Origin of the sequence: Mesorhizobium sp. M7A.F.Ca.US.011.01.1.1 (assembly GCF_003998295.1) — a bacterium.
Classification (GTDB): domain Bacteria; phylum Pseudomonadota; class Alphaproteobacteria; order Rhizobiales; family Rhizobiaceae; genus Mesorhizobium.
This window is the reverse complement of the sequence record NZ_RZRT01000041.1, coordinates 1-22,423: the sequence shown is the minus strand read 5'-3', so window position 1 is coordinate 22,423 and position 22,423 is coordinate 1. Positions and strand designations below refer to the sequence as shown.

The 22,423-nt window shown below is 62.3% G+C and carries 19 protein-coding genes; 13 read left to right on the top strand and 6 right to left on the bottom strand.

What is annotated here, in order from left to right:
* Position 1 precedes the first annotated feature (1 nt).
* From tssE to tssA, 5 genes are read right to left on the bottom strand one after another with little or no spacing between them, the layout of a single operon-like run.
* A complete protein-coding gene (gene tssE, locus EOA13_RS27225) occupies positions 2-757 on the bottom strand; it encodes a type VI secretion system baseplate subunit TssE (protein WP_127296699.1) in 756 nt (251 codons plus the stop codon).
* A complete protein-coding gene (locus EOA13_RS27220; RefSeq protein ID WP_023767750.1) occupies positions 744-1,199 on the bottom strand; it encodes an Hcp family type VI secretion system effector in 456 nt (151 codons plus the stop codon). The genes tssE and EOA13_RS27220 overlap by 14 nt, the downstream gene beginning before the upstream one ends.
* 47 nt (positions 1,200-1,246) lie before the next feature.
* Positions 1,247-2,752 (bottom strand): type VI secretion system contractile sheath large subunit, encoded by a 1,506-nt coding sequence (gene tssC, locus EOA13_RS27215; protein ID WP_127296674.1) that lies wholly within the window; start codon positions 2,750-2,752, stop codon positions 1,247-1,249.
* Between the two features lie 3 nt (positions 2,753-2,755).
* Positions 2,756-3,295, bottom strand: coding sequence for a type VI secretion system contractile sheath small subunit (gene tssB, locus EOA13_RS27210; protein WP_127296673.1), 540 nt, complete (start codon positions 3,293-3,295; stop codon positions 2,756-2,758).
* A gap of 6 nt (positions 3,296-3,301) precedes the next feature.
* The gene (tssA, locus tag EOA13_RS27205) at positions 3,302-4,474 is read right to left on the bottom strand and encodes a type VI secretion system protein TssA (RefSeq protein ID WP_127296672.1); all 1,173 of its coding nucleotides are present in this window, start codon (positions 4,472-4,474) and stop codon (positions 3,302-3,304) included.
* Positions 4,475-4,795: 321 nt separating this feature from the next.
* Between tssA and tssH the strand changes: the two genes are divergently transcribed.
* On the top strand, positions 4,796-7,615 hold the full coding sequence (tssH, locus tag EOA13_RS27200; protein ID WP_127296671.1) for a type VI secretion system ATPase TssH: 2,820 nt from the start codon (positions 4,796-4,798) through the stop codon (positions 7,613-7,615).
* Between the two features lie 1,167 nt (positions 7,616-8,782).
* Here tssH and EOA13_RS27195 read toward each other — a convergent pair.
* Complete coding sequence (locus tag EOA13_RS27195; RefSeq protein WP_245490492.1) at positions 8,783-9,478, bottom strand: substrate-binding domain-containing protein; 696 nt, start codon at positions 9,476-9,478, stop codon at positions 8,783-8,785.
* Positions 9,479-9,595: 117 nt separating this feature from the next.
* Here EOA13_RS27195 and EOA13_RS27190 point away from each other — a divergent pair, with 117 nt between their 5' ends.
* The 12 genes from EOA13_RS27190 to EOA13_RS27135 all read left to right on the top strand — a co-directional run bounded on the left by EOA13_RS27190 (position 9,596) and on the right by EOA13_RS27135 (position 22,183).
* Entirely contained in the window at positions 9,596-11,131 is a 1,536-nt protein-coding gene (locus EOA13_RS27190) for a sugar ABC transporter ATP-binding protein (protein WP_127296669.1), read from the top strand.
* Complete coding sequence (locus EOA13_RS27185) at positions 11,128-12,120, top strand: ABC transporter permease (RefSeq protein ID WP_127296668.1); 993 nt, start codon at positions 11,128-11,130, stop codon at positions 12,118-12,120. Before EOA13_RS27190 ends, EOA13_RS27185 begins: the two co-directional genes overlap by 4 nt.
* Positions 12,117-13,145: an ABC transporter permease gene (locus tag EOA13_RS27180; RefSeq protein WP_127296667.1), complete on the top strand. Its 1,029-nt coding sequence runs from the start codon at positions 12,117-12,119 to the stop codon at positions 13,143-13,145. The genes EOA13_RS27185 and EOA13_RS27180 overlap by 4 nt, the downstream gene beginning before the upstream one ends.
* A 103-nt stretch (positions 13,146-13,248) precedes the next feature.
* Positions 13,249-14,469, top strand: a complete 1,221-nt coding sequence (locus tag EOA13_RS27175; RefSeq protein ID WP_127296666.1) for a sugar ABC transporter substrate-binding protein — start codon at positions 13,249-13,251, stop codon at positions 14,467-14,469.
* Between the two features lie 65 nt (positions 14,470-14,534).
* Complete coding sequence (gene hisD, locus EOA13_RS27170; protein ID WP_127296665.1) at positions 14,535-15,824, top strand: histidinol dehydrogenase; 1,290 nt, start codon at positions 14,535-14,537, stop codon at positions 15,822-15,824.
* Between the two features lie 23 nt (positions 15,825-15,847).
* Positions 15,848-16,888, top strand: a complete 1,041-nt coding sequence (locus EOA13_RS27165; RefSeq protein ID WP_127296664.1) for a LacI family DNA-binding transcriptional regulator — start codon at positions 15,848-15,850, stop codon at positions 16,886-16,888.
* The gene (locus EOA13_RS27160; protein ID WP_127296663.1) at positions 16,881-17,498 is read left to right on the top strand and encodes a hypothetical protein; all 618 of its coding nucleotides are present in this window, start codon (positions 16,881-16,883) and stop codon (positions 17,496-17,498) included. The genes EOA13_RS27165 and EOA13_RS27160 overlap by 8 nt, the downstream gene beginning before the upstream one ends.
* Complete coding sequence (locus tag EOA13_RS27155) at positions 17,470-18,345, top strand: N-acyl homoserine lactonase family protein (protein ID WP_127296662.1); 876 nt, start codon at positions 17,470-17,472, stop codon at positions 18,343-18,345. Before EOA13_RS27160 ends, EOA13_RS27155 begins: the two co-directional genes overlap by 29 nt.
* Positions 18,345-19,283 (top strand): 3-hydroxyacyl-CoA dehydrogenase, encoded by a 939-nt coding sequence (locus EOA13_RS27150; protein ID WP_127296661.1) that lies wholly within the window; start codon positions 18,345-18,347, stop codon positions 19,281-19,283. The genes EOA13_RS27155 and EOA13_RS27150 overlap by 1 nt, the downstream gene beginning before the upstream one ends.
* A 13-nt stretch (positions 19,284-19,296) precedes the next feature.
* Positions 19,297-20,046, top strand: coding sequence for an SDR family oxidoreductase (locus EOA13_RS27145; protein ID WP_206535320.1), 750 nt, complete (start codon positions 19,297-19,299; stop codon positions 20,044-20,046).
* A 41-nt stretch (positions 20,047-20,087) separates the two neighbouring features.
* Entirely contained in the window at positions 20,088-21,092 is a 1,005-nt protein-coding gene (pdxA, locus tag EOA13_RS27140; protein ID WP_127296660.1) for a 4-hydroxythreonine-4-phosphate dehydrogenase PdxA, read from the top strand.
* Positions 21,089-22,183, top strand: coding sequence for a four-carbon acid sugar kinase family protein (locus tag EOA13_RS27135; RefSeq protein ID WP_127296659.1), 1,095 nt, complete (start codon positions 21,089-21,091; stop codon positions 22,181-22,183). Before pdxA ends, EOA13_RS27135 begins: the two co-directional genes overlap by 4 nt.
* Positions 22,184-22,423 lie beyond the last annotated feature (240 nt).

The window sequence follows — 22,423 nt, the reverse complement described above, 5'->3', positions numbered from 1 at the left end:
CTCAGGCGTCCCTAATTTCGGTCCGCGCCAAGCCGTTGTCGAGATTGATCGTGGTGCGCAGGCGCATGCGTTCCGGTGTGGGCGTCATGATCAGCACGGCGTCTATCTCGATCTTCAGGCCCACGGTCTTGTCGCCCAGGGTGACGCTAACCTTCGTCGCGCTTTCCTTGAGCCGGGGCTCGAAGGTGGCGAGCACCGAGCGGATTTCACGCGCCAGTACGTCGCGGTCAAAGTCGCGGGACGACCGGCCCGAGAAGGAAGGCACGCCGTAATTGACCACGCTTCTGCGCACCTCCGGAAAATCGGCGAGCGACGGTGGATTGTCCGCCATCTGCTCGTTTTCCAGGTCGGAAAGCAGCGGCGTGGCCTCGAAGCGCTCGGTATTGAACAGAGCCTCGATGTCGCGCCGCACCGCTTCCCTGAGCACGCGGGCCGATACCACCACGCCGCGGCTTTCGATCTCGACGCGGTGCTGGGTCTGAAAGGCCAGGCGATGCAGACGCCGTTTCTGATCGGGCGTCAGCTCCGCATCGGCGTCGATGGTCCGCGCACTGCCGGCAACGAAGGTATCGAGACGGTCCGCGCCAAGCTCGTCCAGCAGGACATGGCGCAGCCCATCTATTTCCGAGGTCAGGCCCGGCAGGTCGTTGACGAGGCGATCCCATAGCGAAGGCTGCACAGCCTCGCTTTTTGCCCGCAAGCCGCCAGCGATCTGCTGCTTGCCCGCGCCGGGCCGCCGAATCTCACTTGCCGACATAGACATCCATTTCGGCTTCATCATTGCCGTCATAGACGAACTTGATCTTCTTGTAGGCGAAGCTGACCTCTTCCTGGATCAGATCGGCCTCGTCCTCGGCCTGCGACATGTCGTATTCCATGATCGAGGCGTCTGTGAGGGTGACGACCAGGTAGTCCTTGGTCTCCCCGTCGATGGTCCGCCGTGCGGAGAACACCACTTCATCCAGCGCCTTGTTCTCGAACAAAGCCTTCTTCAGGTAGGGCGAGGATTTGTCGTAGTGCTTGATGAACTTGATCATGCCCATCGAGACGCGGCCACGGCGTGACAGCGAATTCGGATCATAAGGTGCGACCATCTTGTAGTCGACGCCATGGATTTCGATCTCGTCATCGTGGCCGTCGCGGGTGCTGGGGCCCTTGATATCGGGAACCTTCAGAAAACCATCAATCTTGACTGGCATTGTCTTTCTCCACCGCTTTCAAACAAAACAAGGTCTGTTGCTGCAAATCAGGTCTTCACGGACGGCAGTTCCGACACCAGCCGCAGCGAGGCGTTGATGCCTTCCAACTGGTAATGCGGGCGCAGGTAGAAGCGGGCGTTGTAGTAGCCCGGCCGTCCTTCCACGCTGTCGACCTGGACTTCGGCCGCCGCAAGCGGGCGCTTGGCGCGCGCCTTGTCGTCGGCAAAGGCCGGGTTGGCCAGCACGTAGCGGTTGATCCACTCGGTCAGCCAGATCTGCATGTCGGAGCGCTCCTTGAACGAGCCGACCTTGTCGCGCGCAATCGCCTTGAGGTAGTGCGCGAAGCGCGAGACCGGGAAGAGATAGGGCAGGTTAGCGCTCAGCCTTTCGTTCGACTGTGCATCGGGGTCGACCAGCCGGCCGGCGCGCGTCTCGTCGTCCTGCAACGAATGGGCGCCGATGAAGGCGGCCAGATCGGTATTCTTTCGATGCAGGATCGGCATCAGGCCGAGCTTGGCCAGTTCGGCCTCGCGCCGATCGTCGATGGCGACTTCGGTCGGACATTTCATCGCGATCGAGCCATCATCGGTCGGGAAGCTGTGCACCGGCAAATTGAGCACAGTGCCGCCATTCTCGACGCCGCGGATCTGCGTGCCCCAGCCGAAAAGCTTGTGGCTGCGGTTGATGTTGACGCCCATCGGGAAGGCGGCGTTCATCCAGACATATTTGTTGTGATCGCCCTCCACCTCTTCCTCGAAGGTGAAGCCCTTCACCGGAACGGTATCAGTGCCATAGGGCAGCCTGGCCAGAACGCGGGGCATGGTCAAGCCGATATAGCGGGCGTCCTCGCTCTCGCGCAGCGACTGCCACGAGGCATAGGCCGGGTTGGAGACGATTTGCTGCAAGTCTTGCGGGTTCGGCAATTCCTGCCAGCTGTCCATGCGGAACAGGCGCGGCGAGGCGGCTGCGATAAACGGCGTGTGCGCCGAGGCGCAGATGCCGGAGATGTTGCGCAGCAGACCGACGTCGCGCGGGTGGTTGGAGAATTCATAGGCGCCGATCACACAGCCGATCGGCTCGCCGCCCAGCATCGAATACTCGTCCGTATAGACCTTCTTGAAGATCGGGCTCTGGTCCCACATCTGACCTTCATAGTCTTCGAGCGTGTCGGCCAGCTGCTCCTTGGAGATGTTCATCACCCGGATCTTCAGCTTCTGATCCGTCTCGGTGTTGTTGATGAGATACCAGAGGCCCCGCCATGTGCCTTCCATTTCGCGCACTTCCGGTGCGTGCAGGATCTCGTTGACCTGTGTCGTCAGCATCTTGTCGATGCCGGCTATCAGCGACTTGATCGACTTGATCGCATTGGACGAGATGGTCGTGGTATCCGAACGCGATTGCGCAGCGAGCGCGAGATTGCGCACGAGTTGCTGCAGCTTCTCGCTGTCGTCCTTCTTGACCTTGAAGTCCTTCTCGAGGAGCCCGCTGAATTCATCGAGGTTTATGGCTTCGGCCTCGGCGGCGACGGCGGCGGTCTTTTGCTGTTCGGCCATGGTTTACTCCCCTACCTTGTCGTCGTCGGCCAATGCCTGGCTGGCGATCTTGCCAAGCAGCGGCTCGTTGTTCAGAAGCTGCGCGATGCGTTTTTCGGCGTCGACGCGGCCGTCCATGAAGCCAAGCAGTTCCTCGAGTTGGCGGCGCATCTTGAGGATCTCGGCCAGTTGCGGCACCTGCTCGGCAACCTTGTCGGGAGCGAAATCGCCCATCTTGGTGAAGGTGAGATCGAGCGCCAGTTCCTCGTCGCGCTCCTGGCCTTCGGCTTGCGGCAGCGTGTTCTTCACCCGAGCTTTGACGCGCGGCCCGAGCGCCTCCATGAATTTGGGGAAGCGGTTCGCGTCGGTCTCGACGAAGGACCGGTCCAGCACCGATTTTGACGCTTCCTTGGTCTGCGAAGCGCCGGAAAGGTCGGCCATTACGGCCATGACGAAAGGCAATTCGATCGTGGTCGGACTACCGTAGGTTTCCACGTCGTAGGCGATCTGCACCCGCGGCGCGCGATTTCGTTCGATGACCTTCGCTTTGCTTTCGGCTGGCATGTGCTGTTACCTTTCATCCTTCTGAGCCGTCTTCTTGACATCGGGAACGCCGGCAAGGAGCCGGAATTCCTTCAGCCCAGACGGGGCGAGATCTTCCATCAGTTCAACGAAATCCATGTGCACCATGCGGCGCACACGCCGCGCTAGATGCGGGATCGGGCTCGACGGTTCGGTGCGGTCGTAGAAAGCGACGACCAGGTCGAGGCATTTGACCACGTCGTCGCGCGAGGAAATTCGGTCGGGAAGCCCCGTGCTGGTATCCGTGTAGCTTGCCGCACTTGCCATAGTATCGGCTCCATGACCGTTTCGAGCAGGCGTTGCCGGTTCTGCCGCAGTGGGCGTCTTGGCCACGCTATTGGCCACCGCACCCGTTGCCGAGTTTCGTTCGAGGGTCGTCAGCAAACGCTGCAGAAACCGGTTCAAGTCCGGAACGGGAGCGCCGCCGCCCTCGAGGCGGGCGTTGAGGGCGGTTTCGACAGCGTCAAGGGCTGCGATCGCCGCCCGGGCGTCGGCGGCCAGCGAGACCATCTCTGCGGCGGCTTGATCAATCTGAGCCGCACATCCGGCGCGCACCCGCTTCAACAATTGTCCGTGCGCACTGGCCAGTGCGGCCTTTTCCGCCGTGTTCAATCCCGAGGCGGCTTCCTGGAGCATGACACGGTCGTCGAGCGCGGCTTGTTCCAGGTCGCGTCCGCTGATCGGCCCGATTGAGCGTGGCGTAAAGAAAATCATCTGCCGCAGGTTCGCCAACAGCCCGTCCTGGCCATTCTGGAGATCGAGCAGTGCGTTGATCCGGCGCAAGGCGGCGTCGCGCGGCGAAGCGTTGGGCCGCAGGGCCGGATGCATGGTTTCCCAATGCTGATCGAAGGTCTGCGCAATAAGGGTCAGGCCTTGCGCCAGCCCGGCCAGTCCGTCTTCATTGGCCAGCGCGCGCGTGACAATGACGAGCAGGCGCAGGTCCCGGCCATGCGCGCGCAATTCCGCCGCCTTTGCCAGCACCGCGGACCAGTCGACTGGAATGGTGCTTTGCGAAGTGGGCTTGTTGTTGCCGTCGTGGACGACCTTGACCTCGGGCTCGGTCCGACGCTCCAGCTCATGAAAAGCCGGGTCGTTGCGCAAATCCTCCCCTGACGGATTTTCACCGTCGAGCGGAGTAAGCCAGAGTGCGACATCAATCACACCAACCCCCAGCGACCGGCCCTCAAACCGTACGTGACCCAACGTTATCACACCGTTGTACTTTACCACAATTCGACGACTGCTTAAAAATTAACAGAAGCTTAAATGCCGCCGCCTCTTGAGCGTGATTGCCGAACCCCGATTGTGAAATGCATGCATGGAGGCCGGCAATTCCGTGGTTATTTGCGGCTGGTGGTGCGGGACTTTCCACAAACGGAAGGTAGCGGCTGAGCCGCGTATCGAGCCCCGTCCATCACGCGCTTTGTCAAGTGACGGCTTATGTGGCAGGTTATCGACTGGCAGATTGCAGGAGCACGTTCAATGGAACAGCGCCGGTCATCGCAGACCTTCAAACGCAAGGAACTGGTCGGCAAGCTCAATCCTGTTGGCCTACGCGCCTTCAAGGCTGCAGCAGACACCGCCAAACTGCGCGGCAATCCTTACGTCGAACTCGTCCACTTCATCGAGCAACTGGTGCTTTCCGACCGCTCGGATATGCAAATGATAATCGCCGATGCGGGGGTGGATGCGAGCCGGCTTACAGCCGATATGACCCGCGCGGTGGATAAGCTGCCTTATGGCGCAACGTCGATCGAGGAATTTTCCGACCATATCTTCCACGCCATCCAGGAAGCCTGGAACCTTGCAACGCTTGAGTTCGGCGTCGAGGAAGTCCGCAGCGCACATATTCTTCTTGCTTGCCTGAAGACGCCGGTGCTGGAAGGCCTGCTGTCGAAGATCAGCGGCGAGTTCGACAAGATCGACGTCGACGCGGTCATCGCGCGGTTTGCCGATGTGATGGAGGGCTCACTCGAAGCCGGCGCCTCGACTACGGTCTCCGCAGCGGAGGCACCGCGGCGGGCTTCGGGCGGGGATTCGGCGCTGGCGAAATACGCCACCGACCTGACCCAGCGCGCCCGCGACGGCAAGATCGATCCGGTCGTCGGCCGCGATCCGGAGATCAGGCAGATCGTCGATATCCTGATGCGACGGCGGCAAAACAACCCGATCCTGACCGGCGAGGCTGGAGTCGGCAAGACCGCGGTCGTCGAAGGTTTTGCCTTGCGCATCGCCCAGGACGATGTGCCGCCCACACTGCAAGGAGTCAGTGTGCGCATGCTTGATGTCGGATTGATGCAGGCAGGGGCAAGCGTAAAGGGTGAGTTCGAAAAACGGCTGAAAGCTGTCATCGATGAGGTGCAGTCGTCCGAGACCCTAGTCATCCTCTTCATCGATGAGGCCCACACCTTGATCGGCGCCGGCGGCGCTGCTGGAACCGGCGACGCGGCCAATCTCCTGAAGCCCGCGCTGGCGCGCGGCGAACTTCGCACCATCGCGGCAACGACCTGGGCCGAATACAAGCAGCACATCGAAAAAGACCCGGCGCTGACCCGCCGCTTCCAGGTGGTGAAGATCGAAGAGCCGTCGGAGGCCGTGGCCGTTCTGATGTTACGCGGTGTGGCTGGCGTCCTGGAGCAGCACCATAAGGTGCAGATACTCGACGAGGCGATCGAGGCGGCGGTCGGCCTGTCGCATCGCTATATCCCGGCACGGCAACTGCCTGATAAGGCCGTGAGCCTTCTCGACACCGCCTGCGCCCGTGTCGCCATATCGCAGCACGCCACGCCGGCCGAGGTCGAGGACATCATGCGCCGCCGCCAGGCGCTGGAGGTCGAGCGCGGCATCATCGGCCGCGAGGCCGCGATCGGCATCGAGGTCGCCGACCGGCAGGCGCGCGTCGAGACCGGGCTTGCCGAAACCGAGGTCACCCTGGCCGTAGCGCAGCAGCGCTGGGATCGTGAAAAGGCACTTGTCGCCGAGATCCTCGAATTACGCGCCAAGCTGCGCGGCGAAGGAGTCCCGCTCGATGCGGCGGCTGCCGCTGAGGCCGATACCGAAACGGCAGCGGCGGACGCAGAAAGGACCAAGGTGCCCAAGACTGAGCCGCCCAAGGCTGAAACGGCGAAGGCGGAAACCACGAATACCAAAACAGCCAAAGCCAAGGCTGCCAATACCGATGCGGAGACACCGGACGCTGCCGATCCACCTGATCCTGCCGCCGATCTCGCCCGGTTGCGCGAGCTGATGGCCGAGCTGGCCGAGGCACAAGGCGAAACACCGTTGATCCTGCCATCGGTAGACCGCAACGCAGTGGCCGCCGTGGTCCAGGACTGGACCGGCATCCCGACCGGACGGATGCTGTCCAGCCAGACCGAAAAGGCGCTCAAGCTCGCCACCACGCTTTCGGAGCGGGTCGTCGGCCAAGATCACGCCATGGAGATGATCGCCAAACGCGTGCAGACCAGCCGCGCCGGGCTTGGCGCGCCGGAAAAGCCGGTGGGCGTCTTCCTGCTCTGCGGCCCCTCGGGCGTCGGCAAGACCGAAACCGCATTGGCGCTGGCCGAAACGCTCTATGGCGGGGAGCAGAACCTGATCTCGATCAACATGTCCGAGTTCCAGGAGGCGCATACGGTCTCGACGCTCAAAGGCGCGCCGCCCGGTTATGTTGGCTACGGAAAGGGCGGCATCCTGACCGAAGCGGTGCGCAGAAAACCCTATTCGGTGATCCTGCTCGACGAGGTCGAGAAGGCGCATCCGGATGTGCACGAAATCTTCTTCCAGGTTTTCGACAAGGGGATGATGGACGACAGCGAGGGCCGGCGGATCGACTTCAAGAACACGCTGATCCTGCTCACTTCGAATGTCGGCTCGGAAGTCATCATGGACCGCACCAGGAACGGCACGCTGCGGGCCGGGCTCGATGATCTGGACACCGCCTTGCGCGGCCCGTTGCTGAAGGTCTTCCCGGCGGCCTTTCTCGGCCGGGTGGTGACCATTCCTTACTATCCGCTCTCGGATTCGATGATCGAAGCGATCACCCGTCATCAGTTCGCCAAGATCGCTCGCCGGCTGCGTGCAACCAACGATGCGGAATTGGTGATCGGCGATGGTGTCATGGATCTGGTCAAGGCCCGTTGCACCGAGATCGAATCCGGCGGGCGGATGATCGATGCCATCCTGACAAACACGCTGCTGCCGGAATTGAGCCGCGGCGTGCTGAACCGCTCGCTCGAAGGCGAAAAGATGACAAGGGTAACCGTCGGCGCCTCCAAGGAGGGCTTCACCTATTCCTTCGAGTAGGGAATGTTGATGACGATTTGCTTCGGCTTCTTCGTGCATAGGTAAGCTGAGCCGACTAGCTTGGGAGCGGCCGGTGGCGGTGAATTCGTATGACGCAATCGGTTAGAAGAATGACGATATTCTTTTACCTGCCACGACACCCGATCTGCGCGTGGCTTTAGTCAAACGCGCTGCGGCAGCTGTGGGCGAAGGCATCCAAGGGTCGCGAAGATGTTGTGACACCTATTGTGATACAAATCGAGTCTGGAAATAGAAAAAAATATAATATAAACAATTACTTGCAACATGACTCGATCCCAGCCAACGGTACCATCGGCTTTCCTCATAAAGCATTGAATTTAGTGGAAATGATCGCCCCTCCGTTGCAGGAAGCGGTCGGGATCATGCTGTCCAGAGAGGTCAGGGATCAAGGAAGGCGTGTGGTTCTCCGTATACCAGCCGTGACGGAGGAGAACGAACGGCAGACCCGAGGTCCGCAACGCAGCTTGACCTTTTGCAACGCTGCGCTGATGCGCTTGAGGGGTCTTGAGCTATGGCGTTCCGGATGGGTGTCGCATCGGCCCGAACTGCGAGGTCGATCTTGGCTGCGTAAATTAAACTCGTTTGACGATGTCCGCTTCTGGCTGTTGGGACGCTTGGTCTTATCGTCCAACTCGGGATCGTATGGAGAACGGCAGCTTATCTCAAATGCCTGCCGAGACCTGACAGTCCGGTTACGGCCCAATGCGGTCTTTCGAGAATTGGCGGGGAATGACCGCTACACGCTTCTACGCCGTTCCGGGAGCTCGCGTGCTCCTTTCCGTCCAGGATTGATCCGCGGGCCGGATCGTGCGGTGATTCAGTTCATATCCCTGTGGCGTTGCGACGGCGCCAGCATGCCGCAGCATCAGATGAAATGTGCCAAGATTTCACAGGCCCCCGGGCTTGAACGCTTTGCGGGCTGTCCAGCAGGTACGCCCTCTGCGTCTCTTCGCAGGCCGTAGAGAACCTCTGATTCGCGAAGTCTGGCGCCTCCGACCAGGCCGGCTCGCATTGGACGCCAGTCGATTGCTCGAACGGTATGCGGCCTGCTTCCAGCATCTCCTTAGTGTAATTGCTCGAGAATGCCCTTCGCAGCTCATGGAGCGCGTCAGAGCCCGACTCCTGATTGTGTCGCTTCTTGCGGGGTTAGCCTGCCGGCGGCTTCCCGCTCGTCGCCAGGGCCCGCTTCGGTTTCGCCGCGATTTTCCGCGCGTCTTTCCGAACATCGCTGGACCGAATGATCAGCTCCGCGCCAACGAGGATCTTGACCGATGGCTGGGGCTCCGAAGCGTTGATCAGGTCGTCCAGGACCGTGACCGCGAGATAGCCGATCTTGCGCTTCGAGACGTCAATGGTCGTCAGCGATGGCTCCATGGTCGCGCTCAGCGGCAGATTGTCGAAGCCGATGACGGAGACATCGCCAGGAATGCGAATGTCGAACTCCTTCAAGGCTTTGATAAAGCCATAGGCGATCACGTCATTGGTACAGAAATAACATTCGGCAAGGCTGATACCCCCCTGGAGCAGGGAGTGTGTGTCGTTGTAGGCGCCGTCATAAGTCGACTCGACGGATATGACATCCGTCTCTCTCACCTTGAGGCCAAGCCTTGCCATGTTCTTGAAAAAGGCATCCTGCCGGAGACGGAAATTCGTCGTATCGACATGGCTGGCGACGAAGCCGATGCGTTCGAAACCCTGTTTGTGAAGCCGCGAGAGAGCCTTGTGGACGGCGTCCTCGTTGTTCATGTCGACGAAATTGGCGTCGATGACGTCGTAGAACGTATCGATGAAAACGGTCGGCAGGCCGAAACCCTGGATGATCCGGATATCGGATTCCGACAACTCCGTGCCGAGCGCGTCCGCCAATCCCGGTTGACAAGGAACATCGGTTTATGGAAAGGTGAGAACGTTCTCAGAGAACGTTCTCAGAGCAGTTGCGACCTTACCTTGGGAGGAGGGATGAGCACGGACGAGACCCCTCTAGCCGTTCGCATCGCCAAGATTGCGAAGTCCTACGGGCCGACAGTCGCGCTCGATTCCGTTTCCATTGACCTGCGTCCGGGTGAAGTCCATGCACTGCTGGGCGAGAACGGCGCCGGCAAGTCGACGCTTGTCAAAATCCTCAGCGGCGTGGTGAAGCCGGACAGCGGATCGCTGTCGGTCTTTGGCACATCCTATACGCCGCACGACATCGTCGGTGCGCGGGCGCAGGGCGTGGCGACGGCCTTCCAGGAGCTCAGCCTGCTGCCCAACCTCAGCATCGCCGAGAATCTGATGCTGCCGAAAATGCCCAGGGGCAGGCTCGGTCTCGCGTCGCATCGCGCGGCGCTAGCCTCCGCTCGAAAGACGCTTAAGAACTACGGTCTGGCTTATTTCGATCCTGACACGCCCGTGGGCGTGCTCTCGCTGTCGGATCGTCAGCGGCTCGAAATCGTCCGTGCTTTCACCCACGCTTCGAAATTATTGATCCTCGACGAACCGACGGCCGCGCTGGCCGACGTCGAATGGCTGTTCGAGCTCGTGCGCCGGCAAAAATCGTTGCAGACCGCTATCCTTTATATTTCCCATCGCCTCGGGGAAGTGCGCAGCTTGTGCTCGCGTGCCACTATACTGCGCAACGGCCGCAGCATCGGCACCGTCGAGCTCTCGGGCGCCTCGGACGAGAACATCTTCGAGATGATGGTCGGCCGCAGCGCGCGTGAAACGGTCAGCACATTGCCCGCAGCAGGTGATGCTGCGCCCATCGCGCTAGGCGTCAAAGGGGTTTCGGGCGGCATCCTGAACGAAGTGTCGTTCAATGTCAGGCAGGGCGAGATCGTCGGCATCGCCGCGCTTGAGGGTCAAGGGCAGCGCGACCTGTTCAGGACACTGGTCGGCCTTGTCAAGGCGAAGGGCGGAAGCATCGAGATCGACGGCGTGCGCGCTCAGATCGGCAGCCCAGGCGACGCGCTCTATTTTGGCAACGGCCTTGCCTACCTGCCTGAGGATCGCAAATCGGAAGGTATCCTCGGCGGCCTTACCACTGCCAGCAACATGGTGCTGCCGATCATTTCCCGCATCTCGCAGGGCGGCATCGTCTGGCCCGCCGGCGAACGCCGCGCCGCGAGGAAAACCGCTGCGGCGGTCGACCTTCAGGAGCGCTACCTGCATTTCAAGATCGACGAGCTTTCGGGTGGCAACCAGCAGAAGGCGCTTCTGGCACGCGTCATGATGACCGGCGCGCGCACCTTACTGCTCTTCGATCCCACGCGCGGGGTCGATGTCGGCACCAAGCAGTCGATCTACGAGGCGATTCGCAAATTCGCCGCCGATGGCGGCTCGGTGCTATTCTATTCATCCGAACTGCCGGAACTCGTCCATCTCGCGCATCGCTGTATCGTGCTCTACGGCGGCCGCATCTTTGCCGAGTATCAGGGCGACGCCATCGACGAGCAGACCATCGTCGGCGCGCTGATCGGCCACGCTCGGGGTGCGGCGAAGGGAGTGGCTGCATGAGCGCGATCGCGGCAAATCCAGCGCCTCGCCGCTCGCCTTTCTGGCGCGCCGTCATCAGCGGCACTGGTATCGTCGCGCTGATCTACGTCCTGCTCTACGCGCTCTATGCATTCTGGCAGCCCGATGCGCTCTCGGTCTACACATTGACCGACCTCGTCAACAATTCGACGCCGCTGGCGCTGGCGGCGGCGGGCGAGACGCTGGTCGTCATCAGCCGCGGCTTTGACCTGTCAGTCGCGGGCGTCGTCTCGCTGACCAACGTGCTGATGGCCGTCTATCCGCTCGACGGCCCGGGCGGAGCGCTGATCAGCCTGCTGATGTGCTGCGCGATCGGCGCCATCGTCGGCATGATCAACGGCATTCTGGTTGCCAGGCTCGGGCTCCAGACCATCGCGGCGACGCTCGGCACAATGATCATCTGCCAGGGGCTGGCGCTCGTCATCCTCGACGCGCCCGGCGGCATGGTCTCTGACTTCGTCACCTACACCTTGACCGACACGCTCTTCGGTGTCGTTCCGATTGCCGGTCTGTTCCTGGTTGCCGCCGTCGTGCTGTGGCTGGCCTTCCGGCGAACGAACACCGGCATCGGCCTTTATGCGATCGGCGCCGACGAGCAGTCGGCCCGTTACTCCGGCGTGGCCGTATCGGGCGTGCGCATTACTGCCTTCGTTGGCGCTGGCATCCTCTATGGCGTCGCCGGCTTCATGCTGAGCGCCCAGACCGCGACCGGCAATCCGACGGCGGGCACTCCATTCCTGATGCTCACCTTTGCCGCCGTGGCGCTTGGCGGCACACCGCTCAGCGGTGGCCGCGGCAGCCTTATCGGCTCGATCCTCGGCGCCGGCACGCTCATGCTTTTGCAGAAAGTGCTGTTCTCGGGCGGTGTGTCGTCTTTCTACACCGGCATCTTCCAGGGCTTCGTGCTGGTGCTCGCGATCGTCTTCGGCAACGCGGTGGCGCGCCTGCTCAAGAAGGACGACGCCCGGTGAACGCGCACAAGGACATGGCGATGCCTTTCGACGCCTCTTCCGACCAGCGCGGCAGGCAGAAGCTGGACCGGGAAACGGTGAACACACTTGTCGTGTTCGGACTGAGCATCGTGCTCGTGTTGTGCTCGCGCTTCATCAGCCCGGCGCTCGGCTCCTGGAGCCAGGTTCTCACGGTGCTGATCCTTGCATCCTTCCTGATCATCCTTTCCTTCGGGCAGGGGCTTGTCATCCTGATCGGCGGACTGGATCTGTCGATACCCGCCCTCATCACGCTCGGCGGCGTTCTGACGACGAACTGGATCGGCACGAACGACGCCGGCATCTGGTACATGCTGCCGGCCATCCTGCTCATCTGTGCCCTGGTCGGCGCGGTGAGCGGCGTCGGTATCGTCTGGCTAAAGGTGCCGCCTTTCATCATGACGATGGCGACGTCGATCGTCATCGCCTCCGTGGCGCTCGGCTATACTAGCGGCACGCCGCGCGGCGGTTCGCCATCGGCCCTGTTATGGCTGATGAAGGCGTGGTTTCTCGGCGTGCCGGTGGTCATCTACTTCACCCTCGCCTTCATCCTGCTCGGCTGGCTGCTGCAGAACTTCACCGCGCTAGGACGTCGGCTTCGCGCGCTCGGCACCAACAGGAACGCCGCGCTCATCGCCGGCGTCAACGTCAACCGGCTCGAGCTCGTGCCCTATGCAATCAGCGCCGTTTGCGCCGGCTTCGTCGGCATGATGCTGGTCGGCTACTCGAACGGCGCGACGCTCAGGATGGGCGACAGCTACATGCTGCCCTCGATAGCCGCCGTCGTGATCGGCGGCTCCTCGATCCTCGGTGGCAGCGGAACCTTCATTGGCACGGTCGGCGGCGCAATCCTTCTGACCACGCTCGGCATGATGATCTCGGCCATCGGGCTCAGCGAGGGATGGCGCACTATCATCGAGGGCGCGATCATCGTCGGGGCGCTGCTGGTGCTGCGGGGCGAGTTCCTGACCCACATCGGAAATCGGATGCTGACGCGAAGGAAATGACCATGCGCCTGCGTGTGATGCTTTTTGTCCAATTGTGAGAACGTTCTCACAAGCTCTGGTCCGGCACCTGAAAGGGCCAAATTCCAAAGGGAGGTTGATGGAAATGAAGCTGTTAAGAAGACTGGGACTGGCCGCGTCGCTGACGCTTGCCACAACTGCGGGCGTTGCGACGGTCATCGACCATGCCGACGCGCAGGACAAGAAGCTCAAGGTCTATCTGTCGCTGAGCTACAGCGGCAATTCCTGGCAGTCGGAGGCCGCAAACATCGTCAAGGCGCTGGCGCAGACGCCGCCTTACGACAAGACCGTGGAGCTGAAGGAGGTCATCTCCGGCACCGATCCGCAGGCGCAGATCTCGGCCTATGAGAGCATGATCCAGGATGGAGCCGACGGCATCATCAGCTTCCCGATCTCGTCGACGGCGCTGAACCGCACCATCCATCGCGGCTGCCAGAAGGGCGTGCTCTTCTTCATGTATGACGCAACGGTGACCGAGCCCTGCGCCTACAATGTCAGCTACATCACCGCCGGCTTCGGCGAGAACACCGCCCAGGCGCTGGTCAACATTCTCGGCGGCAAGGGCAGCATCTTCCTGAGCCGCGGCGTTCCGGGCAACTCGGTCGACAAGCGTCACACCGACGGCGCGATGCACATCTTCAAACAGTATCCCGGCATCAAGGTGGTCGCGGAATACTATTCCTACTGGGATGACCGCACCACGCAGCAGGAGACGGCCAAGGCGCTCGCCGCGCATCCGGACGTCGACGGCATCTGGGCCCAGGCCGGCGAATACGGTGCGATCCAAGCGCAGCTCGACAAGGGCAACAAGCTCGTGCCGATGACCGGCGAGAACTCCGACGGCTTCCGCCTCGGCCTTGCCGATCCGAAGATGCAGGGCATGGGCCTCAAAGGCGTCTCGGCCGGCTCGCCGCCCGCCACCTCCGGCTACGCCTTCAAGCTGATGATGGAGGTCCTGACCAAGAAGCGCGACCTGAAGCCGATGAACATCGAGTACCCGCTGCCGTGGGTGCCGGCTGATCAGGTCAAGCCTTGCAAGGGCGACACCTTCGCCGACGGCTGCAACGTGTTCCCGTCCGACAAGGTGCCATCATCCTTCGTCACCGAGGTCTTCAATCCCGAGCTTCTGCCGGAACTGTCGCTACAGTCGGCGCTCGAGGGCAAGCCGACGCCCGGAGCGACCATCCAGCCGCTGCCGGCGGATGTGAAGCAGGCGCCCGACGCGCCCGGCATCAACTGCTCGTCGTGCAAGGCCCCGGCCGACGAATACAAGCTCACCAAGATTGAGGCGACGGTGAAGCCCTGACGACCAGCAATGCGATAGATGGACGGCACCCTGCCGTCCATCCCACCCAAGACAAGGATGAGAACATGCCGACCTTTCTGAAGCGGGGCAGGGATCCCGAGGCTGTCGCCCAGGGCGACGCGGTTGTCCGAACGACCGTCGAGACGATCCTCGCCGATATCGAGAAGCGGGGCGACGCCGCCGTCCGGGAACTGTCGGAGCGTTTCGACAAGTGGTCGCCGCAGAGCTTCCGGCTGAGCGACAGCGATATTGAACAGGCCATCTCCAAAGTCTCGGCAAGGGATCTGGAGGACATCCGCTTCGCCCAGACGCAGGTCCGCAATTTCGCCGAGAAGCAGCGCGCCTGCCTGCAGGATCTCGAGGTGGAAACGCTCCCGGGTGTCGTCCTTGGCCACAAGAACATTCCCGTCGACACGGTCGGCTGCTACGTGCCGGGCGGCAAATATCCGATGGTCGCCTCCGCGCATATGAGCGTGGTGACGGCAAGGGTCGCCGGCGTAAAGAAGATCATCGCCTGCGCGCCGCCGTTCCAAGGCGGGCCGCATCCGGCCATCGTCGCCGCCATGCACATGGGCGGCGCCGACGAGATCTACGTTTTGGGCGGCATCCAGGCCGTTGGCGCCATGGCGCTCGGAACCGAGACCATCGGGCGCGTCGACATGCTTGTCGGTCCGGGCAACGCCTTCGTCGCCGAGGCCAAGCGCCAGCTCTACGGGCGCATCGGGATCGATCTGTTCGCCGGTCCGACCGAAACGCTGGTGATCGCCGACGACAGCGTCGACGGCGAGATCTGCGCGACCGACCTGCTCGGCCAGGCCGAACATGGCCCGACAAGCCCGGCGGTGCTTCTGACCAATTCGCCGAAGCTGGCGCGCGACACCATGGCGGAGATCGAGCGGCAGCTGAAGATCCTGCCGACGGCCGAGATCGCCGCCAAGGCGTGGGCTGACTATGGTGAGGTGATCGTATGCGATTCCTATGAGGAAATGGTTGTGGAAGCCGACCGTATCGCCTCCGAGCACGTGCAGGTGATGACGCGCGATCCCGACTATTTCCTCGACAACATGCGCAACTACGGCGCGCTGTTCCTGGGGCCACGCACCAATGTCGCCTATGGCGACAAGGTCATCGGCACCAATCATACGCTGCCGACCAGGAAGGCGGCCCGCTACACCGGCGGTTTGTGGGTTGGCAAGTTCATCAAGACCTGCACCTATCAGCGCGTCCTGACCGACGAAGCGAGCGCCATGATCGGCGAGTACTGTTCGCGCCTGTGTGCCCTGGAGGGTTTCTACGGACATGCCGAGCAGGCCAACATCCGGGTCCGCCGCTACGGAGGTCGCAACGAGGCCTAAGGCTGCGCGCCAACGGAGTTTTCATGTCGGTCATCGCCCGCAACAAGAACAGCAAGCCCCGCCTGACCGTGAAGGATCTGGCGCGCGACCTCGGCATGTCTGTTTCGACCGTCTCCAGGGCCTTTCACGCCGATGCCGTGATCGCCAAGGGCACGCGCGACGTGGTGTTGAACCGCGCGAGGGAGATCGGCTATTCGCCAAACCCCTTCGCGCGCAGTCTCATCACCAAGAAGACGCGCATCGTCGGCGTGGTCGTCGCCGACATCAAGAACCCGTTCTATCCGGAAGTCCTAACCCGGCTCACCACCGAGCTGCGCGCCATCGACATGAATGTGATGCTGGTCGCGGCCGACCAGTCGGGCGAGGTCGACCAGGCGCTGCGCCTTCTTCTCAACTACCAGCCCGACCTCGCTATCATCCTCGCGGCAACATTGTCGTCGGAAGCCGCGCAGGAGTGCCGCAAGGCCGGCACGCCGGTGATCTTCTTCAACCGGCTGTCGGCCGACGACCACGCTTTCGGCATCTCCTGCGACAACATCCTGGGCGGCCGCAGCATTGCCGACTATCTGGCCGATACCGGCCACCGGCGCCTGGCCTACATCGCCGCGCTGGCGGATGCCTCGACCAATGTCGCCCGTCACCGCGGCTTCAGCGAACGCGCGGTCGAGCGCGGCCTTGCAGCGCCTGCCGTCATTGATGCGGGGCAGTTCAGCTACCACGCCGGCTACGAGGCCGCCCGCAAACTGCGTGATCTCGAAGAGATGCCCGACGGCGTGTTCTGCGCCAACGACATTCTCGCCATCGGCTTTCTCGACGGCGTTCGGGAACTGGGCTTCAACGTGCCGGACGACCTCTCGATCATGGGCTTCGACGATATCGAAATGGCGCATTGGCCTTCGCACGGGCTGACGACCGTCAAGCAGCCCATCGAAAAGATGTTGGAGGCGACGATTTCGCTGGCCAAGGAACTGGGCACGAATGCTGGCCGGGAGCCGGTCGTGCAGATGATTGCGCCAGGCGCCGTGATCGAGCGCGCGACGACGCGCAGGAGGCATTATGACTGATCTATCCGCAAAGCGCTTCTTCGAACGCGCGGTCAACGTTCACCGCTACGACTGCGAGCTGGTTGCAGCGCCGCAGCCGTCGGACGCTGAAAGCGGGCAATTCCAAACAGCCATCGACAAGGACGGGGCGACCGACGAGGCCGTCGTCCGCTACGTGGTCGCCACCCGTCCCATCTATGACGGCCTGCGCCGGCTGATCGGGCAGGTCGCGGGCTTGCTGGTTTTGGCCGAAGCTGGCGGTCGCCGCGATGTGCTCGACTTGCCGGATATCCCGGCGGCCTGTGAACAATGGGCCGAGGTCAAGCAGCGCCTGGGCGCCTTGCAGACGCCGCACGGTCTGGAGGCCCATCGCGTGCGCCTGGAGACCGCGCACGCGACGATCGGCGAAGTGCTTGACGAATTCGGCTTGGCCCGGCTGCGGCGCGACTGGCAGCAGCATCTCGACCGGGCAGCGGAGAGGATCAAGCACGCCTATGCATGGCTGCAGGCGGCGTCGGAGCCGCGCGCCGGCATGACGCCGATCGATTTCAATCATGCCTGCTGCAGCTGTGCACAGCGCTGGCGAAAACAGGGAGGAAACGATGGGTCAATATTCGATCTGGGTGCTTGAGTACAGCTACGTCACCAACTACCACAAGAGCGGCGTGCTCTACGGCGCTCACAATCAGGGTCACGTCAAGCTTCCCTACTGCTATGCGCTGATCAAGGGCAACGGCCACGTCGCCATGGTCGATGTTGGCTACAACAACAAGGACTACGGCAAACATCTCGGCGACAAGTTCGGCGTCGAGAACTGGCACTCACCCGAGGTCGTTCTCGACGAGATCGGCCTGTCGCCGATGGACGTCGACACGGTTTTCGTCACCCACGCCCATTTCGACCATTTCGGCAATGTCGAGGACTTCCCTAAAGCGACCTTCTACATCCAGGAGCGGGAAATCGCGAAATGGGTCTGGGCGATGTCGCTGCCGGACCGCATGCGCTGGATGAACGTCGCCGTCGACCCTGGCGATATCGTACGCGGTGTCGACCTGGCCCGCCAGAAGCGGCTGGTGACGATTGATGGGGCAAAGCAGGACGTGCTGCCGAATGTCGATCTCAATCCCGCCTTCGATAGCCACACCTACGGTTCGATGTGGGTCACCGTACGCAACGGCAACGAAGATACCTGGGTGCTGGCAGGCGATCTGGTCTATGTCTTCGACAATATCGAGGGGTCGGGAGCTGCCGTCGATATCGAGACGCTCTACGTCCCGGTGGGGCTTGCGGTCGGCAGCCAGACCAATCTCGTGCTGGCGACCGAGGAGATGATGAAGCAGGTGAATTACGAGGCACGGCGCGTCATTCCCATCCACGAAGAGCGGCTGAAGGACCGTTTCCCGTCGCGCATTACCAAGGATGGTCTGCGCATCACTGAAATCTGCCTCGCGGACGGCGAAAAATCGCGGGTGCAGTGATGGAAGCAATTCGCAACGTCGCCATTGTCGGGGCAGGGCTTGTCGGCCGTGGCTGGGCGATCGTCTTCGCTCGTGCGGGTCATGACGTGACCATCTATGACGGCAGCGACGACATCCGCGTGGCGGTGATTGACAGGATCCGCGCCAGTCTTGCCGATATGCACGAAGCCGGGCTGATCGATGCAATCGATCCTGTCATGCGGCGGTTAAGCGTGGTCGACACCCTCAAGGGTGCAGTTGCCGATGCCGACTATATCCAGGAGTCGGTGCTCGAACGGCGCGATGTCAAGCAGGCCGTCTGCCTCGAGATCGATCGGGCCATGCGGCCCGATGCCGTCGTAGGCAGCTCCAGCTCAGGTATTCCTGCCTCGGCGTTTACGGAACAATGTGTAAAACGCGCACGCTTCCTCGTGGTGCATCCGGTGAATCCTCCACATCTGATCCCGTTGGTCGAACTGGTTCCGGCGCCATGGACGGACGCAAACATCGTTCCTTGGCTACGGGAACAAATGGAAGCCGTGGGGCAGGCGGCCATCGTCGTGCGCAAGGAGGTGGAGGGCTTTGTCCTGAACAGGCTCCAGGGTGCGCTGCTCAACGAAGCCTGGGCGTTGCTTGAGGAAGGTGTCGCAAGTGCCGCCGACATCGATCTGACGGTGTCGCACGGGCTTGGCTACCGCTGGTCCTTCATGGGACCGTTCGAGACGATCGACCTCAACGCGCCTGGCGGGATTGCCGACTATGCGCGGCGTCTGGGGCCCCTCTACCACGCGATCGCACTGGCAAGGCGCGATCCGGCACCTTGGTCCGAAGCGCTGATCGGCAAGGCCGAAGCCGAACGCCGCGAGAAACTATCGGCATCCCGCCTCGGTGAACGCAGCACCTGGCGCGACCGCAATCTCATGGCGCTCGTCGCTTATAAGCAACGTACCAGCGTCTGACACGGAGAGGGCCATGGCGGCAATGCTGCAAGACAAGGTTGCCCTGGTGACCGGAGGGACCGGTGGTATCGGCGCGCAGATCGTATCGAGGCTCGCGCAGGAAGGGGCGTCGGTCGTCGTCGGCTACAACAGTTCACGCCAGGCGGCTGAAGCGCTGGTCTCGTCGCTGGCGCCCCGCGATCATCTCGTCGCCGAGGCGAGCGTCACCGACAGCGACTGCCTCGTGCGGTTGGCCGGCCAGATCGAGGAAAGGTTCGGCCGGCTCGATATCCTGGTCAATTGCGCCGGCATAACCCGTTTCGTGCCGCATCCGGACCTCGATGGTCTGGACGACGCGTTGATCGACAGCATCTTCAGCGTCAACGTGCGCGGTGTCATCGCCGCGACGCGGGCAATGCGGCCGCTGCTCGACCGCGCCGCCAGCGGCGTCGTTGTCAACATCTCGTCGATTGCCGGCGTAACCGCCATGGGCAGCAACATCGCCTACTGCGCCTCCAAGGCCGCTGTCGACAACCTAACCAAGTCGCTGGCGCGCGCCCTGGCTCCGAAAATCAGGGTCGTGTCGGTGTCACCGGGCGTCGTCGACACCGATTTCATCAAGGGCCGCGACGAGTCCTGGCGAGATGAACAGGCGAACCGGACGCCGCTCGGGCGATTGGGCACGCCCGACGATGTTGCCGAGGCGGTTCTGGCAGTCGCGACCCACCTTCGCTTCGCGACAGGAGTTGTCATTCCGGTCGACGGCGGGCGGCCCCTGGTGTGATTTTTGTCTTGAACGTCCGCACAACGCTTGTGGAGAGCTGAATGACCGCGACCATAGCCATCACCATCGGCGATCCGGCCGGCGTTGGGCCCGAGATCGCGCTCAAGGCCGCCCATCATTTCGCGGCGGTCCTTGAGACTGGCACGGTTCGACTCCGCCTGATCGGGTCACTTGCGGCGCTGGGCGGGACAGCCCGGTCGCTGGCCTTACCATTGCCCGACGTCGCGAATGCGGATGAGCCTCTCGGCATCTGGCCGATCGAGGGTTCCGCCGTCGAGATCGGACGGGTGTCGGCGGAAGGCGGCAGGCAGGCCTATGAGGCCGTGGCCGAGGGTGTGCGGCGTACGATGGCCGGCGAGGCTTCGGCCATCGTCACCGCGCCGCTCAACAAGGAATCGCTGCATCTTGCCGGTCATCGGTTCCCGGGTCACACCGAGCTGCTGGCGGCGCTTACCGGGGCGCGAGACAGCGCGATGATGCTCGCGCACGGTTCTTTTCGCGTCAGCCACGTCACGACCCACATTCCGCTGGAAGATGTGCCGAAGAGGGCGACGGAGCCGCGCATGCGGCGGGTTCTCGACCTGACGATCGAAGCCCTGAGGCATCTGGGGATCACGGCGCCTCGCATTGCGATTGCCGCGCTCAATCCGCACGCCGGGGAGGGCGGTATTTTCGGGACCCACGACATCCGCATCACCCAGCCGATCGTCGCCGACTACAGGGCGCGCGGCCACGACGTCCATGGTCCCGTTCCGGGCGATACCGTCTTCGTGAAAATGCGCGGCGGCGCCTATGACGCGGTCGTGGCCATGTACCACGATCAGGGCCATATTCCGGTGAAGCTGCTTGGCTTCCAGATCGACCCGCAGACCGGTGAATGGCTTGGCCTGAGCGGCGTCAACATCACGCTCGGCCTGCCGATCGCGCGGACCTCCGTCGACCACGGGACCGCTTTCGACATCGCCGGCCGCGGCATCGCCCGCGAAAGCAGCCTCATAGAGGCGATCGACTATGCCTTGTCGCTCACCACGGAGAACGCTGCGTGAACCGTAGCCCCAACGAGCGCGGGCTTGGCAGGCCGGATGTCCTGATCGTCGCGGACGACATCACCGGTGCGCTCGACACGGCCGGATATTTCGCGAGTTCAGAAAAACCGGTGAAGGTCTGGCTCGACGTGCCGCCGGGCCTCTCCGGCTGCAACGCCATTGATCTCGACAGCCGGGACTTAGGGGAACGAGCGGCATACGATCGTGTCACAGGCGTTTTTGTCGATCGCAAAGCCGGCGCACGGTCGCTGTCGTTCAAGAAAATCGATAGCGTCATGCGTGGACACCCTGTCGCAGAGTCGGTTGCGGCCTTTCGCGCCGGACGGTTTAGGCGTGCCCTCTTCGCCCCTGCTTTTCCGGCGTTGGGCCGGGCAACAGTCAACGGCCGGCAGCACGTAGTATCGCAGGATGGGATAACACCCGTCGGTCCGGCACTTGTCGATGCATTATTGGGCCACGGGGTTCCGGCTGCCATGATCGGCGAGGCCTGCGCAAGGGAGGGATTTTTTGTCGCCGATGCGTCAAGCGATGCCGAGCTTGCCGCGGCGATTGCAGCCTTTGGAGTGGATAGCGAGGATCTTTATGTCGGCTCAGGTGGATTGGCCTCCATGCTCGCTGGAAGTCGGACGGCCCATCTTCGGCCACCGGCACTCGATCTCGCCATCTGCGGCACGAACCATCCGGTTGCTTTGCGCCAGGTCGCGGCGGTCAGCGGGCTGAAGACCGTCATGATGGACGGCTCCAGTCCCATGTCTCTCGAACCACCGTTTGTTTTGCTCGCGCCCCCCCACGCTGCTTCGGAATCCCAGGCGCGCCTTGTCATCGAGCGATCGCTCATCCAGCTTGTGGCCAGGCTGCCGACGCCGCGTTCGGTCTTGGTGACAGGCGGGTCGACGCTGCGGCTGCTGGCAGGCATCTGCGGAGCCAGCCAGTTCTTGTGCGAGGGACTCTACGAGCCCGGCGTGGCGGTCAGCAGGATGGTGTCGGCCGCATGGAATGGCGCTGTCATCGTCTCAAAGTCAGGCGGGTTCGGGAGCGACGATCTTCTCGCTCACTTGGTATTTCCAGATAGACGAAATCGTCTACCTTAAGACGCGTCAGGTCCGTTCGCTTTTACGATGCTGTTTCGAAAAAAGACGGTCCGTACGATATTGCGTCTAGGTTGGTAGCGGCAGAGCGCTACCACCTTCTCCACATCATTAGACTAGAGCGGGATGAATTTAGGTTGGGCATAGCCTGCCTCTGTGAAGTAATTTCGGCATTCGGTTGACGTGACGGTGCCGAGGATTTGGCCGATGGCGTCACAGACGGTTTCGACTGTTCGCTTGGCA